The organism is Citrobacter sedlakii, from assembly GCF_018128425.1.
In the GTDB taxonomy this organism is placed as follows: Bacteria; Pseudomonadota; Gammaproteobacteria; order Enterobacterales; family Enterobacteriaceae; genus Citrobacter_A; species Citrobacter_A sedlakii.
Map to the genome: position 1 here is coordinate 4,277,060 of NZ_CP071070.1, position 15,504 is coordinate 4,292,563.

Sequence of the window (15,504 nt, forward strand, 5' to 3'; positions counted from 1 at the left end):
CTATTGAGATTGATTAATAAAGTGATATTTTATTATAACCAGTTACAATTTATGATATAGACTATAATGTATATTATGGAGTTACTAAATGATCACACAATAGGCTGCCATTGATATGTAAGTATCCCGCATAATCGTGCCATTCACATTTAGAGATCTTCCGGCATACTCACTCTGCCAACGAAGGAGATCGCTATGCGTAAAGCCCGTTTTACTGAGCATTAGTTCATCGCCGTGATTAAGTCGGTTGAAGCCGGACGTACCGTCAAGGATGTCTGCCGGGAGGCTGGTATCTCTGAAGCCACTTACTACATCTATGGACTACCTCCGTTTCGCAAGTACAGAATCTGGTTTTGGGTTGTTGCTTACATCTATCCGGCATCAGGAAAACCTGTGCCCAAATGAGTAATCCGCACACAATCGCCTCAACAACTGGACGGCCTCTGAGGCCAATATAATAGTCAGGTTCCGATTGTGCAGGTGCAACCTGTCACCATTTTTCAGTACACTGCAACTCGTCTGGCTGGGTACTAACGTCCAACTGCCTGATATTCGGTATCATTTCTAAGCATCGACCAGATTATTCTCGCGTTCTTGTTAGCCACCGCCACGGTCGTTTTATTAAACCCGCGCCGTTCCTTTAACTGGTTAACCCACTGATGCAGGCCGCCATCATTGTTATTCGTGGCAACTCTGACGACAGCGCGGGCACCATGAATAAAAAGTGTCCGCAAATGCTTGTCGCCTTTTTTCGTCATATTCATTAGTACCTGCCTGTCGCCACTCGAGTGCTGTCGTGGAACCAGACCAAGCCATGCGGCAAAGTGACGACCATTTTTAAATTCAGTTCCTTTGCCAGTCGCGGCAACAACAGCTGTTGCTGTTTCAGGGCCAATGCCTTTAACTTTGGCAATGCGCTGGCAGGCTTCTGATTGCCTGAACACAGCATCAATTTCTTTATCAAAAAAGTTTATACGACGACCAAGATCGTTAAAGAGATCATATAGATCTGCAATCGTCCTGCGCATTCCAGCGCTAAGACCATTTTCAGCATCTTCTAGGATAAGCGGAACAGCACGACGAACTCCTGAGACTGCCGCGCCGATTGTTATTCCCCGATCAAGCAGCAGTCCCCGGATTTGACAGACTCTCGCAATACGATGATTGACAATACGCTGTCTTGCACGGTGCAGAGCCTGAATATCCTGCTGTTCAGGGCTTTTCGGTGGAACAAACTGCATCGTAGGTTGCATCAGAGCCACAGCTATCGCCTGCGCATCGTTCCCGTCATTTTTTTTGCCCACGGACAAAAGGTTTTACATACCGGGGGCTGATGACTTTTACGTTATGACCCAGTTTCTCAAACTCACGCTGCCAGTAAAATGCGCCTGTAGATGCTTCTATACCGATCAGACACGCCGGAATATTCGCCACCGTCTGGAGTAATTCTTTTCGGCCGGTACGTTTTGAATAAACTGGCTTACCGGCCTGGTTTAACCCACAAAGCTGAAAGACATTTTTAGCCAGATCAATACCCAGAAATATGATATTCATGGTGATTCTCCTGCTGAACGCATTTTGTACAGTTAACCGCAGAGGGAGGAGGTAGTCCATCCCATTAACTGGAAGTCTAAATACGGCGGCATGGAAGCTTCTGATATTAAAAAGATAAAGGCTCTGGAGGACGAGAACCGACGCCTCAAACAGATGTTTGCCGATCTCAGTCCTGAGAACCGGGCGCTGAAAGACGTTATCGAAAAAAGCTTTAAAACCAGCCTTTAAGCGTGAGCTGGTAACACATCTGATAACGGCATTCGGACTCAGTATTCGCCAGGCCTGCCGGAGTCTGAACCTGAGCAGAACGGTTTATCATTATCGCCCGGATACCACTCGTGATGAACCTGTTATTTTCGCATTACAGGCTGCTGCCGAACGGTATCCACGATATGGTTTTCCAAAGTTATTTCAGATCCTGCGGCGTCAGGGATACCAGTGGAATCATAAAAGGATCCACCGTATTTACTGTCTGCTTAAGCTGAATTTTCGCCGCAAAGGTAAACAGCGTTTGCCTGTGCGTAATCCATCACCGCTGGCTACGCCCGAAGCGTTAAACCAGAGCTGGTCCGTTGATTTCATGCATGACGCTCTGATTTGCGGTCGTCGCTTTCGCACGTTCAATGTCGTTGATGACTTTAACCGGGAGGCATTGTCGATTGAAATCGATCTGAATCTGCCAGCCCCGCGAGTGGTCCGGGTGCTCGACAGGATCGCGGCAAACCGCGGCTATCCAGCCATGCTTCGCATGGATAATGGTCCGGAGTTTATCTCTCTGGCGCTGGCTGATTGGGCAGATAAACATGGAGTAAAACTGGAATCTATCCAGCCGGGCAGGCCGGCGCAGAACGCTTTCATTGAGCGCTTTAACCGGACATACCGTACAGAAATACTCGATTTTTATCTGTTCAGAACGCTGAATGAAGTGCGGGAAATCACGGAAAAATGGTTGTCAGAATATAACTGTGAACGCCCGCATGAATCACTGAGCAATATGACACCAGCGGAATACCGACAACAACATTATTTGGCCGGGATCTCAAAAAATGCTTGGAACTAAAACGGGTCTATTTTCACTCTGAGCGCAGTAACAAAATTAAATATCAACAGACTTGTTATTTAATGTTAAATTTGTTAAACACCCATAGTAACATGACGAAATAAATTTAGATGTGATAGTCACTGAATGCTGGACGTTATGGCTAAAACCAGGGCAATTAGACAATCACGCGAGAACAATCATTTTTTATTGGGAATATTCCGAATGCCTCGCGAGATGTTATTAATGCCTGACGGGAAATTAAAGGCTAACTTGTTGATTTAACCTTCTTTGTTGCAAACGATATCCCCCCTTGCTAGAATCTTCGATAACTTCTGTAGATTCTTTTGATAAAAACCATTGATGGTGCTTTTGCATTTTATCTCGTATAACTTGACCATATTTTTCCAGCGGAAGAAGTAAGTGTCTAACTTTATAAATTGAAATGCCGCAAAGATCGGCAATTTCCCGTGTAGACAGACCTTCAGCACTATGATCTTTTAATAGTTCAAGAATAAAAACTTGCTCGGGAACCCTGACCGTAGCAAAGCTGCTTATTCCCATTTCCGCCGCTATCATCTGCAGAGTGTTACACGGTGCGCTATACCGTACGGGTAACGCACCTGAAGGGTAAGAACTCAGCGAGAGTTTCATGGCACAGCCTCCTGGGTTACAAAGGAGTGCCCAGTATGCATTCACACCCGTTTAACTAGCAACATTAGCTGCAAATGATCATGAAAAAAGGTTTTTTATCTAACATTCACGTTGTTTTATTTTAAAAAACCTGCATGTTAGAGAAAAGCAGGGCTTAGCGCGGAGAGGAACATGAGGTTCGACATAGAGGGATTTATCACTTTTGATACCGAGGATGCGTCTCTCGTTAACCTGTTGACCGGTGATTGTATTGAATTATCTCAAACATCGACACGGCTTCTGGCGGAGTTGCTTAATCATCGCGGCGATATCCTCTCGCGCAATGAAATTTTCCAGTCTGTTTTCGATAAATATGGCGCCCGAGCGTCCAACAGCAATCTGAATCAGTATATTTCAACACTGCGCAGAAACCTGAACGATTTAGGCGTTGAAAAGGAAATCATCGTCACGGTGCCGCGTATAGGTTTTAAAATAGCGGAAGATGCAATCATCAATAACGATCGCGAGTATCGAACGCCCTTTCTTGAAGAAAAAGAACCTGAACCAGAACTGACTGAAGTACACCACTCGTTCCATCAGATGATTACCCGCGTTATCGCGCTGGCGATGGCCCTTTTGCTGCTGATCATAAAACCTGGCGCATACAAATCTGAACCCGACTTACATAAAATGGTTAAAGGTCAGTGTGTTATTTTTACGTCTACGTCCTTGTCGTTTATGGATGTTAAAAACAGCTTTGACTTAACGCCGCAAGTCCTCGATTGTTCGAAGGCCAAAGAATTGTACGTTTACAAACAGCAGGTAACAGGCACCCTGGGTAATATTATGCAACTACTCCTCATTAAGTGTGACAACCGTGGTTGCGTAAGTTTTTATTACAGAGAAAAAAATAATGCCTAAGCGAATTATTTTACTTTTTATCAGTATCGTTGTGTTGTTTATCGGCGCAGTTTACGGTTTCACCCGCCCCCCGGCCTTTTCATGTAAGTCACAATTTTCGATTGTACAAAACATCAACAATGATACCATCCGTAGTGAAGGATTGATTTTTGCCAATCTCACAGATGACACGTTTCTGGTCAGCATTGACGGTTTGTTGGTCCATAATAAACAAAAGTATTTAATCTCGCGCACGCTCAAAATGAAATACCAGCCGTACAACGCCAGTGCGCATTTGTACAAAATAACCCGTGTGCAAATAGTTCGCGACAACACTGACAATGTTGATGATGAGATAGCTAATAGTTTACTGTTTGGCAAAGGGCCGGACGAAAAAATTATTTTTCTTAAAAAGCTCAATAACAATGTAATATTATTTGGTAACCACGCATTTCCGCAGTATGGTTGCAAACGAGATTAATTTGTGTGGTTTTCTTTCACGAAGCACAGCATATGTTAACTTTCTCATATCATGAATATAAACTTAATCGAATCTCTGGCTTGTATTTCAAAAATAATAGACATGATCAATCCCAGACTCAACCTGCATCATGTCAGAACGGCCTACATCGCCTGGCATTTAGCCAGGGAGTCGCAGTTTACCCCCGCGCAGTGTCGTAAGACCCTGTTGGCGGCGCTACTGCACGATATAGGCGGTCTGAATGAAGAGTCGCGCCTTCAACCGCTTAGCTACTATGACAATGAGCTCAATAACCATGCCGCGGTGGGCGCCGAACTGCTGGCCAGCGTGCCGTTATTGAACCCGTTAAGCCCTATTGTGCGCTACCATCACACCCGCTGGGATAATGGCCAGGGAGCAATGGTCAACGGGTCTAAAGTCCCAAAGGAAAGCCATGTGATCTACCTGGCGGATCGGATAGACGTTTTAATCGCGCGCTACCGCGCTAACGATATAATATCGGTCAAAGACGAAATTATTAATATAATTGCGGGCGGCGACAATCTTTTATATAAACCTGAATATATCTGCGCCTTCAGAAAAATAGCAAATTGTGAGCATTTTTGGTTAAAAATCAAATCGACAGACTTTGACGATTATATTAAAGATATTCCCCGGATTCATAACGACTCCGTCTCCTTGCATAATTTTCGTGACATCGCTGGCATGCTGGCTTTTATTATTGATGGGTTTAGCCAGCATGGCGTTCAGCATTCGCTGGTCGTGGGACGCATATCGGGTTATCTCGCCAAAGAGATGGGGATTACGCCAGTACAATGCCTGAAGATTGAAATTGGCGGTTTGCTGCACAATCTGACGTCCCTGACGTGCGGCTCAGCGCCAGCGCATACCGGTGATGAAAATGTGGTCTGGGATGAGCTTTACCCCATTGAAGCGATCAGAGATATCGCGGGCTGGTGCCACACGCATAAGACGGTAACGGCAAGATCCGCCGCGCCGCCAGAAGCCATGATTCTGCGGGCCAGCATCTGGCTGGCGTCATTGCTTCAGGGCGTAACCCTGTCGAGTGAATTCAAAGCGCGCGTAGGAGAAACGGCGGAAATCGCCCCGGAACTGGCAGGGATCGTGCAACAGCACAGTACGGTGTTGTTGCAAATCTTTCAGGAGTCGGTCAAAGAAAGGCGCGCATTAGTGCAAAGAATCAACCAGTTAAGTCTAACGTAAACCGCGAGAAGCCTCACTTCTCGCGGTTTTCGATCATCAGGCAGACAAACCGCCGTCCAGTATCAGCGTCTGCCCGGTGAGATAACTGCTTCCCTCCCCCGCCAGAAACGCCACTGCACGCGCAACGTCCTGCGTACGCCCGAGACGGCGCAGCGGAATATTCTGCTGCATCGTTTTCAGATGCGCCGCAGGAATAGCCTGTACCATCTCACCTTCAATCAAGCCCGGCGCCAGACAGTTAACCCGAATACCAAAGCGCCCCACTTCCCGCGCCAGCGAATGCGTCAACCCGATCATCGCCGCTTTACTGGCCGCGTAAGCCGTCTGCCCGCTATTGCCCTTTACCGCCGATACCGACGACATAAACACAATCGCACCGCTGCCCTGGGTCATCATGGCGGGCAACAGGATCCGGTTCCAGTTCACGACGGAAACAAGATTGTTATTCAGCACCTCCTGCCAGTCCTGCGCGTTCTGGTGAATGTGCAGACCATCACGGGTCATTCCGGCGTTATGGATGATAGCGGCTGGCGCGCCGCATTTTTCCAGCAGCGACGTTGCCAGTTGCGAAACACGTTCTTCATCGCTGCCGTCGCAGCAGTGCCCCTGCACCCAGGTTGCGGTGCGCAGACGCTGCGCGGCCTCCAGCGTCTGCGCGATCCTGGCCTCGTTGCGTCCGGTAAAGACAATATTCCAGTCCGGCAGCAGGTGGCTCACCAGCGCCTGACCAATCCCCCGGCTACCGCCGGTGATCAGCATCCATTTTTCCGCCATGTCAGTCCGCCATCGCCTTTTCAATACGCTGGCTCAGCTCGCGCAGCGTCATAAAGGGATTCTTCATGAACATTTCCGGATTCACCGTCACATTAAATTCACGTTTCGCCAGCACCATCAGCTCAACGTAGTCCAGGCTATCCAGCTCCAGTTCCGGCAGCGTCGTCTCCGGGGTCAACGCGTCTGGCGTCATATCTTTTGCGTCGCAGATCATTTCGCTGATTTTTTTATAGATCATTTCTTGTTGGCTCATTTTATTTTCCTTTTGTCAGCGCGCCGACCTTCAGGGTAACGGCGCTGCAAATGAAACGTTGTTGATAACAGGTTCGCGCCGCGATCCGCACCACCGCGCCCGTAGCGAGGTCGCCGACGACCAGCGCAGGGAGCGTGTCGATCACCAGCCGCGGCGGTAACGTATTCGCCCGCCACGGCTCAAGAAGCAGACTGTCGAAAATGACCTCCTGATGGGTCTGCATGACCGGGAAACGGTTAAAAAGCGCCTCCAGAGAAGGGCAGTCCGGCAACATCGCGGCGACAGAGGGTTGATGTAGCAGCGCATCGTCCTGTAGCAGATGGCGGAACAGCAGCGCGTCCAGGAAATGCCACTGCTGGGCGTCGGGCAGTAGCGGCTGAAATGACTGATGCAGCCCGGCAAGCGTGGCGGAGTCCAGCACTCGCTGGCTCAGGCCGTCGTCGCGCGGAAAGCCCTGTTCCGGCGTAAGCTGACAGGACAGACAGGTTTCTCCCCCCGCGCGCTCTTTCACCGACACCACGACGCGCTCGCTCGCTTCACGCATCAGAGAGTACGCCGTATCCCGCCACAGTGGTCTGCGCAGACGTACGGTGCATTTCAAAAACGGCGCGCTGTCGGCGGGCGGGCTGATAAAACGCTTCACATCGAGTAACGCGCGCATCCCGTGAACACTAAGCGCGTGTCCCCCGCGTGCTTTCACCCACGCTTCGTCAAAATGCACCGGGTTGTAATCACCGGAAAACGCCGCCCAGCGGCTGGCGTCCTGATGACCATAATGCAGGGGCATCATGCGTGTTTCTCCAGGATCAGCGCCGCATTCGCTCCGCCAAAGCCAAAGCTCAGATTCAGCGTGCGGCGAATGTCGCCCGCGCGGTGACCCTCGATCACATAATCCAGATCGCAGCGTTCATCAGCCTGTTGGAAGTTGGCCGTCGCGGGTATCACGCCGTGGGCGATAGCCTGTAAGCAGACGATACTTTCGAATGTCCCTGCTGCGGAGATTAAGTGTCCGGAATAGGATTTGGTGCTGGAGACCGGGATTGCGTAAGCCGCGTCACCCAACGCCATTTTGAGCGACTGGGTTTCGTTAATGTCGTTCAGCGGCGTTGAGGTCCCATGCGCATTAATGTAGTCCAGTTGTTCAGGCTCCAGCCCGGCCTGCTGCAGGGCATGGGTGATGGTTTGCACTCGGGCCAGACAGTCTTCCGCCGGCGAGGTGAAATCCCAGGCGTCCGAGAAGTTGGCGTAGCCGGTGATTTCGCCGAGGATCGTCGCCCCACGCGCCAGCGCCCCTTCGCGTTCCTCCAGACACAGCACCGCCGCCCCTTCAGAAAGCACAAACCCGCTGCGATGGGCGCTGAAAGGACAGCTTGCCCGCTGCGGGTCCGACGGCTCCTTGCTGAGCGCCCCCAGCACGTCAATGTTCCACACCGCACAGTGACTGGTGAGCGACTCGCCCGCGCCAGCCAGCATCATCTGCGCCCTGCCGCTGCGAATCACCTCATACGCGTCGCCAATAGCAATCGTGCCCGTCGCGCAGGCGGCAATCACCGTATTCTGATAGCCGTTCAGCCCCCAGAACTGACTGCATGCGGCAGTCGTCACGCTTGGCATGGCGTAAAAACAGTTGAACGGCGAGGCGACGCCCGTCGCGGCGAATTCGCTCTGCGCCTCGTAACTTTCATCCAGCCCTGCCCAGCCGGTGCCCATAATCACGCCGCAGTCCAGCGGGTTATAGAATTCCTGGGGCGGCTTATCGCCGAAGGCCATGCCCATCGCCTGACGCGCCGCGCCAACGGTCAGGCGGGCAAACCGCGGCAGCCGACGCCGGATGGCGGCAGGCACCCCCATCAGACTCGGCTCGTTATCCACCAGCCCGAGAAAATGGGTGTTGATATTCAAGGCGGTTTTGTCGACGTAGCGATAGCCATGTCGTTTGTCCATGATTGCCTGCCAGCTTTCCTCTGCCGTTGCGCCAAGCGGGGTCACGGCGCCATACCCGGTAACGACAACCCGCTTAAAGTCATTATTCAGCTTCATGTTCCATCATCCTGTATTGCGTTTCGCCACCCCCTTGCGCCAGCCAGAGCTGCAGCGTGGCGTAGAGGTAGTCGTATTGGGTTTGTGCAAGGGCGTTCTCTAACGTCAAGATGTCGTCCTGCGCATTGAGCAGCGTCTGAAAGTCCACGGCCCCAGCGCGATAACGGCTTTCCGTCAGCGTTAAGCGCTGCTGGCTCAGCGCCAGCGACTGATGCAGCCTTGCGCGCTGCTCGCTCGCGCTCAGCCGGTTTTCCATTGCCTCATCCACCTCGGCGAGCGCGGCATAGGCGGTGGAGCGAAAGGTAATCGCCGCCTGTTTAACCGCTAAATCCGCCTGCCGCACGGTAAGGCGCTGGGTGTTCCACTGGATAAACGGCAGGGCCAACGCGCCGCCCACGGTGCGAATCGGATCGCTGAACCACTGGTTAAATACCTGACTGCCGGCATTCAACGAGGCGTCAAGGGAGAGCGAAGGGTAAAAACGCAGCCGCGAGGCGTCGTATCCGGCAAGCGCCGCACGCAGACGGGACTCCGCCGCCTGAATATCCGGACGCTGAGCGATAACATACAGCGGCGTTTTTTGCGCAACCGGCACCTGTTGATTGACATCCAACGCAGGCGACTCGTCAGCGTGCTGTTCCGCCGGTCTGTTAAGCAGCAGCGCCAGCGCATTACGCGCGCTGCTGCGCTGTTGCTCCAGCGTACGCAGTTGGTTTTGCCGCTCCAGCAGCGCCTGCTGCGCTTGCAGGACGTCAAGCTGTCCCACTTTCCCGGCCTGAAACCACGACCTCACCTGCTGTAAGGTCTGCTGAGAAATGGTCAATGCTGCGCGCTGGTTGCGGATCTGCTGGTTATACAGCGCGATACGCCAGTAAAGCTGGGCGGCCGTCCCTTGGGTGGAAAGCATCGTCGCGTGATAATCCTGTTCGCTTGCCACCGCCTCCCATTCGCTCTGTTCACGGATACGGGCCAGCTTTCCCCATAAATCCACCTCATAGCCAATAGTGATCCCGCTGCTGTAACTCTCCTGCGACGCGCTACCGCGCCGCACATTTTTGCTGTTGTTGGCGGAACCGCTCACCGTGACGTCAGGGGTGAGGTTGGTATTGGTCAACCCTGCAGCCACGCGCGCCTGCTGGAGGGCGATCGCGGCAGCCGCAAGATCGTTATTGCTGATGAGTACCTGCCCGATAACCCGCGTCAGGCGTGGGTCGCCAAAACGCTGCCAGCCAAAAACCGCTACTGTATCCGGCGCCACTTGCCATTGCCGGGGCAGTGAGAGCAGCGGACGCTGGTAGTCGCTGCGGGTCAGTTGCCCACAGCCGGAAAGCAGTAGCGCTGTCAGAAAAACCGCGCCCCAGCGCAATTTTTTGCCGGATGGCGACGTACTACGTGGTGGTAATATCTTCATCGTCATTCGCGTGCCAGCGCCTCTGTCGGGTTAAGGCGAGCCGCTCTGCGCGCCGGGAAATAGCCAAACGTCAGACCTATAAGCGCGGAAAACCCACACGCCATCAGCACCGGAAAGGCGGTAAAGACCATCGTGAAGGCGTCGGTGGCGACAGCGAAGATATGCCCTGCCACCCACGAGCCCATTACCCCGAGCAGGCCGCCGAGAGCGCAGATCATCACCGCCTCGATCAGAAACTGATTCATAATGTCTGACGGCCTTGCGCCCACGGACAGGCGAATACCGATCTCATGGGTACGCTCGGTCACCGAAACCAACATGATGTTCATCACCCCCACGCCGCCCACCAACAGCGAAATAGCGGCGATTGCGGTGATCAACAGCGACATAGAGTCGGAGGTTTTTTGCAGGGCGTTTGCCAGCTGATCGTCGGTCTGGATAAAGAAGTCTTTTCTGCCATGCTCACGCAGCAGATGCCGTTCCGCGCGCTGCGCCGCGTCATGCGGTTCCAGCGTCGGCTGAAAACGCGCGATCAACGACTCCAGCGGTTTCTCGCCGGTTAGTCGCTGCTGTAAGGCCGTATGCGGCGCCCAGGCCGCCATAAAGCCGCCAACCACTTTCGGGCCAGGGCGGGTGGCAACACCAATGACCCGCCACGGCGCACCGGCAATTTGCACGATCTCGCCGAGGGCGTTTTCACCGCCGGGAAACAGCGTATCGCGTCCGGTTTCATCAAGGATGAGCACCGGTTCGCCTTCGGCGACGTCACGCGCGGTAAAACCATTTCCCTCGACGAAGCGCAATCCCTGCAGCGAGAAGAAGTCCTGCGACACGCCGGAAAGCATCAGCGAAGAATCCAGCCCCTTGCGGACCGCGAGCGTGGTGCTGCTCACCACTGGCGAGACGCCCATAATCCACGGCAGCGCTTGTAAACTCCGCACATCGTCCAGCGACAGCGCGCGTTCCATATCCGGGCGTTTGCTGCCCCATCCCGTTCCAGGACGGATCTCCAGCGTGGTGCTTCCCAGCTTGCCGATTTCGCTCATGATCGCCTGACGCGCCCCTTCGCCAACGGCCATCGACGACACGACTGACGCAATACCGATGATAATCCCGAGCATTGAGAGAAAGGCCCGCATCCGGTGCCCAAGCAACGATCGCCACGCCATGCGTACCGACTCATGCAGACTGCGCCCTAACGACGCGCGTCCGTTGTCCTGATCCGGTAACGCCGAAGCCAGCCTGACAGCGACATGCTGTTCATCGCTGATGATCCGCCCGTCGCTGATTTCAATAATGCGCTGCGCCTGACGGGCCACGTCGCGGTCATGGGTCACGATAATCACCGTGTGCCCGGCGGTATGCAGCTGATGCAGTACATCCATCAACGCCTTACCGCTCACGCTGTCGAGGGCGCCAGTCGGCTCATCGGCCAGAATGATATGGGCGCCGTTAATCAGCGCCCTGCAGACGCTCACACGCTGCTGCTGACCGCCGGAAAGCTGAGCAGGCCGATGTTGCAGGCGGTTCTCCAGACCGAGCTGGCGCGCCAGTCGCTGTATACGGGCTTTACGCTCTGGCTCCGGCATGGCGGTATAAAGCGCAGGAATCGCGATGTTCTCTTCTGCGGTCAGATACGGCATCAGGTGGTAGCGTTGAAAAATAAAACCCAGATAGCGGCTGCGAAGGTCTGCCAGGCGCAGTTCGTCGGCCTCATGCACCGGCGTGCCGTTAATCAGCACTTCACCGGACGTGGGTTTGTCGAGGCAGCCAATAATGTTCATTAGCGTGGATTTCCCCGACCCGGACGCCCCGACAATCGCCACCATCTCGCCGGCGTGAAGGGTCAGTGAAATATCGCTGAGAACCGGAAGCACCTGCGTTCCGGCGTTAAACGCGCGGCAAACCTGACGTAAAACGATAATCGGCTCCATCCGCTATCCCCGCCCTGCATCCTGCGCCAGCACCACCTGTTCACCCGCCGTTAACCCCTCCAGCACTTCAGCATACTGCCTGTCATTAATGCCGATACGGATGATGCGGGTGCGCGTTTTGCCATTCTCATAAGTGGTAATGGCGTAACGCTCGGTGTCCTGTGCCTGTCCCAGCGCGGCGACCGGTACGCGCAGAACGTTTTTGGCTTTCGCAATCTGGATAAACACCTGCGCCGTCATTGACGTTTTGAGCTCGCGCTCCGCGTTAGGCACTTCAAACGTTCCGGTGTAGTAGACCGCCATCGCCTGCTGATTGCCGCCCATTCTGTTTTCCCCGGACGCCTCCAGCGCCTCCTGCGGCGCGGGCTGAACAAAGCCCATCGTGCTGCTATAGCGTTTTTCCGGGTTGGCAATGACGTAGAAACGCAGCGGCTGACCGGGGCGGATCTTCTGCACGTCCGCCTCTGAAATCCGCGTTTGCACCTGCATGGTGTCGAGATTCGCCAGCACCAGGATGGTCGGCGCGGTTTGCGAGGAGACGATGGTCTGCCCTTCCCGGGTCACAATCCCCAATACTTCGCCGTCGATCGGGGCGACGATGCGGGTATAGCTCAGGTTAGCCTGCGCGGATTTCACCGCCATCTCCGCCTGTACAATCTGCGCATCGCTCACAGCGATCTGCTGCACCTGCGCGTCGTACTGCGCCTGCGCCTGCTCAAATTCACTGCGCACGCCAGAGCCGTCGCGCATCATCATCCGCTGACGGTTAAGCTCCTGGCGATAACGTAACAGGGTCGCCTGCGCCGACAGCTTTTGCGCTTTGGCGCTGGCAAGCTGCGCGTGGGCGTTGTTAAGGTCAGACTCCTGAATGGTCGGGTCGATCTCCGCCAGCAGTTGCCCTTTTTTTACCTTGTCGCCCTGACGCACGTACAGCTTGCGAAGCTGTCCGTTGACCTGCGCCCCAACGTTGACCTGCACCGCCGGTTTCAGGACGCCGGTGACCAGCACGACTTTTTCGATATCCCCTGTACCAATGGTTTCCAGCGCCAGGTGTTCATCGGGAGAGTCAGAGGCCAGCGTCGTCCACGCCACGCTGCTGGCGACGACAAACACCAGTCCGAAAGCAGCCAACATCCAGCGGGTTTTACGCGTCATACATCGGCCTCCAGAGGGCGCAACTGGCCTGCAATAAGCTGATAAACGCGCGGAAAATGCGACAGTACCTGTTCGCTGTGGGTTACAACAATCAATGATTTACCGGTTTCGTGACAGTGACGGCGGAGCGTCTCCATCACGGTCGCCGCCGTGTCGTCGTCAAGATTCGCGGTCGGTTCGTCGAGCAGCAACACCGGACGCGTACTGTACAGCGCCCGCGCCAGCAACAAGCGCTGACGTTGCCCAAGAGAAAGCGCCGCGTGGCTTTCCCGAATCAGGGCGTCAACACCGCCTGGCAGCCCGCGCACCACGTCACCCAGCGCGAGGGAATCAAGCAGCGCCTCAATGCGTCCGCGGTCGCGTTCACGGTACTGTGCGTCAAACAAAGTGATGTTTTCCCGCACCGAGGCGTTAAACAGGATGTCCTCCTGGCTTTGCAGACAGACAAGCCGCGTGAGCAATTCCGGAGACAGGCGCGTTTCGCCGGCATAACAGCCGCCCGCCTGAGGTGCCAGCAGTCCGGCGATCAGCCGCAACAGGGTACTCTTTCCGGTCCCGGACTCGCCGACGATCGCCATCTGCTCTCCGGCGTTCAGGGTGAACGATACTCCGTTCAGAATCGGCCTCGCCGGATCGTAATCGTAGCGCAGGGCATCAAAGTGAAGCGTGGGCACCGCGCCTGACGGCAGCGCCGGGGTCAACGGCACGGGCTCGGCTTCGTCTCTGCGGGCAAACAGGCTATGGGCGCGGGTATCAATAACGTTGAGCTGGGTTTTTTGAATAATGCCGTAGAAAATCCGCGTCACGTAAGAGGTAAAGATCTGGCGCAGAAAGCTGTAGGCAAAAAAGTCGCCCAGCGAGATGAGTTTGCTGTGTACCATCGGCAGCACCACCAGCATAAACACCACCATTTCCAGACTGCCAGTCAGTTGATACAACCCCTCTTTAACCTGCTGATAGACTTTCTGGCGCTGCAGGCAGGAAAAAAGATCGCGGCTGAACGCTGCAAACTGCCCTTGCCGCTGGCCTTCCAGCCCTGCGGTTTTGACGGTCAAAATGCCCTGGATAGTCTCCATAAAGAAGTCGTTCAGGGTGGCGCTTTTAAGCTGCAACTGCTGCGTGAACCAGCGGTCGCGGATCACCGCCCAGACGCTGATGATCCCCATCACCGTCACCCCCACCGCCGAGATCGCCGCCAGTACCGGGGCGATCCAGAACATCACCGCCAGCGCAATAACGCAGATCACCCAGTCGGAACGCAGACCGTTATCCAGTTCAATCTTTTGCAGCAGACCCACCTGCCAGGCGGTGAAGCGGCTGAAGATCTCCCCCGGCGCGCGTTTTTCAAAGAAGCGCAGCGGATTGCTGAGCAGACGGGAAAATCCAACCCCGCTGTGGATCAACACAAAGCGTTTAATGAAACGCTCGCTAATCACCCGTACGCCCAGCGCCATCAGCGAGGAAACCATAAACGCCAGGATAAACCAGCCGTAGGGAAAATCGCTGTTCCCGACGCTGGAAAACGCCTGATTAATGGCGTTGCTGACCATTGTCGGCATCAGAAACAGCGTGAGGGAAACCAGGAAGGTCAATAACATCAGCCGGTAAATCCCCGGCACCGCCGCGGTTTCCTGCATACTCATGGCGCGTGGCGCAGTCTGCATCTCATCCGGTAACGACAGGCCAGGATCGGCCTCCAGCGGTCGATCCGGTTCGACAATCAACGCATAGCCGCTGATCTCCTGTTTCAGCGCGGAAAACGGCAACCACTGTTCGCCAATCGCCGGGTTCATCACGCACACTTGATTCCCCTTACGCCAGGCCAGCAGAACGTAATGGCTGGCGCCGTAGTGCAGAATAGCCGGCAGCGGCAGGTCATTCAGTTCGTGATGCTCAAACAGGACCGGCGTGGTGGCAATGCCCAGCCGCGCCAGAATTGTCATCAGCGTATCCAGCGACGTGCCGTGATCGGACGCCGGAAAAATGTCGCGCAACGTCTCCAGCGAAACGGTTTTCCCCTGCGTCTGCGCCAGCATCGCCACGCACGCCAGGCCGCATTCGTTGGTTTCTTCCTGAAAGATCTGATTCGGGATGGTGGTTTTCATT

The 15,504-nt window shown here is 54.4% G+C and carries 12 protein-coding genes and 3 pseudogenes; 5 read left to right on the forward strand and 10 right to left on the reverse strand.

Annotated elements, in window-relative coordinates; genetic code table 11:
* Positions 1 to 228 precede the first annotated feature (228 nt).
* Positions 229 to 312: pseudogene (locus JY391_RS20285) on the forward strand (transposase); the annotation flags it as partial.
* Positions 313 to 530: 218 nt separating this feature from the next.
* Here JY391_RS20285 and JY391_RS20290 read toward each other — a convergent pair.
* A pseudogene (locus JY391_RS20290) lies at positions 531 to 1,554 on the reverse strand (IS110 family RNA-guided transposase).
* 66 nt (positions 1,555 to 1,620) lie between these two features.
* On the opposite strand from JY391_RS20290, the pseudogene JY391_RS20295 reads away from it, so the two are divergent.
* Positions 1,621 to 2,614: pseudogene (locus JY391_RS20295) on the forward strand (IS3 family transposase); the annotation flags it as partial.
* Between the two features lie 240 nt (positions 2,615 to 2,854).
* Here the strand turns inward: JY391_RS20295 and JY391_RS20300 are convergent.
* Positions 2,855 to 3,247 (reverse strand): FaeA/PapI family transcriptional regulator, encoded by a 393-nt coding sequence (locus JY391_RS20300; RefSeq protein WP_042290968.1) that lies wholly within the window; start codon positions 3,245 to 3,247, stop codon positions 2,855 to 2,857.
* Between the two features lie 171 nt (positions 3,248 to 3,418).
* Between JY391_RS20300 and JY391_RS20305 the strand changes: the two genes are divergently transcribed.
* The 3 genes from JY391_RS20305 (at position 3,419) to JY391_RS20315 (ending at position 5,831) form a co-directional block, all read left to right on the forward strand.
* Positions 3,419 to 4,147, forward strand: coding sequence for a winged helix-turn-helix domain-containing protein (locus tag JY391_RS20305; RefSeq protein WP_211934927.1), 729 nt, complete (start codon positions 3,419 to 3,421; stop codon positions 4,145 to 4,147).
* Positions 4,140 to 4,607 carry a FidL-like protein gene (locus JY391_RS20310; RefSeq protein WP_042290972.1) on the forward strand — a complete coding sequence of 156 codons (468 nt, stop codon included), beginning with the start codon at positions 4,140 to 4,142 and terminating at the stop codon, positions 4,605 to 4,607. Before JY391_RS20305 ends, JY391_RS20310 begins: the two co-directional genes overlap by 8 nt.
* 102 nt (positions 4,608 to 4,709) lie before the next feature.
* Positions 4,710 to 5,831 (forward strand): HD domain-containing protein, encoded by a 1,122-nt coding sequence (locus tag JY391_RS20315; RefSeq protein WP_229264081.1) that lies wholly within the window; start codon positions 4,710 to 4,712, stop codon positions 5,829 to 5,831.
* A gap of 36 nt (positions 5,832 to 5,867) precedes the next feature.
* On the opposite strand, the gene JY391_RS20320 is transcribed toward JY391_RS20315, so the two are convergent.
* The 8 genes from JY391_RS20320 to JY391_RS20355 are packed head-to-tail and all read right to left on the reverse strand — an operon-like array spanning position 5,868 to position 15,503.
* Complete coding sequence (locus JY391_RS20320) at positions 5,868 to 6,605, reverse strand: SDR family oxidoreductase (protein ID WP_042290974.1); 738 nt, start codon at positions 6,603 to 6,605, stop codon at positions 5,868 to 5,870.
* A gap of 1 nt (position 6,606) precedes the next feature.
* Positions 6,607 to 6,858, reverse strand: coding sequence for an acyl carrier protein (locus tag JY391_RS20325; RefSeq protein ID WP_211934928.1), 252 nt, complete (start codon positions 6,856 to 6,858; stop codon positions 6,607 to 6,609).
* A gap of 1 nt (position 6,859) precedes the next feature.
* Positions 6,860 to 7,648 (reverse strand): hotdog family protein, encoded by a 789-nt coding sequence (locus tag JY391_RS20330; RefSeq protein ID WP_042290978.1) that lies wholly within the window; start codon positions 7,646 to 7,648, stop codon positions 6,860 to 6,862.
* Positions 7,645 to 8,898, reverse strand: coding sequence for a beta-ketoacyl-[acyl-carrier-protein] synthase family protein (locus tag JY391_RS20335; protein ID WP_211934929.1), 1,254 nt, complete (start codon positions 8,896 to 8,898; stop codon positions 7,645 to 7,647). Before JY391_RS20335 ends, JY391_RS20330 begins: the two co-directional genes overlap by 4 nt.
* Positions 8,885 to 10,309: a TolC family protein gene (locus JY391_RS20340; protein ID WP_309568841.1), complete on the reverse strand. Its 1,425-nt coding sequence runs from the start codon at positions 10,307 to 10,309 to the stop codon at positions 8,885 to 8,887. Before JY391_RS20340 ends, JY391_RS20335 begins: the two co-directional genes overlap by 14 nt.
* Before the next feature lie 2 nt (positions 10,310 to 10,311).
* Complete coding sequence (locus JY391_RS20345) at positions 10,312 to 12,243, reverse strand: ABC transporter permease (RefSeq protein ID WP_211934931.1); 1,932 nt, start codon at positions 12,241 to 12,243, stop codon at positions 10,312 to 10,314.
* 3 nt (positions 12,244 to 12,246) lie between these two features.
* A complete protein-coding gene (locus JY391_RS20350; protein WP_042290982.1) occupies positions 12,247 to 13,398 on the reverse strand; it encodes an efflux RND transporter periplasmic adaptor subunit in 1,152 nt (383 codons plus the stop codon).
* Entirely contained in the window at positions 13,395 to 15,503 is a 2,109-nt protein-coding gene (locus JY391_RS20355; RefSeq protein ID WP_211934932.1) for a peptidase domain-containing ABC transporter, read from the reverse strand. The genes JY391_RS20350 and JY391_RS20355 overlap by 4 nt, the downstream gene beginning before the upstream one ends.
* Between the last annotated feature and the right edge of the window lies 1 nt (position 15,504).

Excerpts from the sequence above, each read along its gene's own strand:
- JY391_RS20340 (WP_309568841.1), bottom strand. The coding sequence starts at position 10,309 with ATGAAGATATTACCACCACGTAGTACGTCGCCATCCGGCAAAAAATTG.
- JY391_RS20355 (WP_211934932.1), bottom strand. The coding sequence starts at position 15,503 with ATGAAAACCACCATCCCGAATCAGATCTTTCAGGAAGAAACCAACGAA.
- JY391_RS20315 (WP_229264081.1), top strand. The coding sequence starts at position 4,710 with ATGATCAATCCCAGACTCAACCTGCATCATGTCAGAACGGCCTACATC.
- JY391_RS20310 (WP_042290972.1), top strand. The coding sequence starts at position 4,140 with ATGCCTAAGCGAATTATTTTACTTTTTATCAGTATCGTTGTGTTGTTT.
- JY391_RS20350 (WP_042290982.1), bottom strand. The coding sequence starts at position 13,398 with ATGACGCGTAAAACCCGCTGGATGTTGGCTGCTTTCGGACTGGTGTTT.
- JY391_RS20330 (WP_042290978.1), bottom strand. The coding sequence starts at position 7,648 with ATGATGCCCCTGCATTATGGTCATCAGGACGCCAGCCGCTGGGCGGCG.
- JY391_RS20300 (WP_042290968.1), bottom strand. The coding sequence starts at position 3,247 with ATGAAACTCTCGCTGAGTTCTTACCCTTCAGGTGCGTTACCCGTACGG.
- JY391_RS20325 (WP_211934928.1), bottom strand. The coding sequence starts at position 6,858 with ATGAGCCAACAAGAAATGATCTATAAAAAAATCAGCGAAATGATCTGC.
- JY391_RS20345 (WP_211934931.1), bottom strand. The coding sequence starts at position 12,243 with ATGGAGCCGATTATCGTTTTACGTCAGGTTTGCCGCGCGTTTAACGCC.
- JY391_RS20305 (WP_211934927.1), top strand. The coding sequence starts at position 3,419 with ATGAGGTTCGACATAGAGGGATTTATCACTTTTGATACCGAGGATGCG.
- JY391_RS20320 (WP_042290974.1), bottom strand. The coding sequence starts at position 6,605 with ATGGCGGAAAAATGGATGCTGATCACCGGCGGTAGCCGGGGGATTGGT.
- JY391_RS20335 (WP_211934929.1), bottom strand. The coding sequence starts at position 8,898 with ATGAAGCTGAATAATGACTTTAAGCGGGTTGTCGTTACCGGGTATGGC.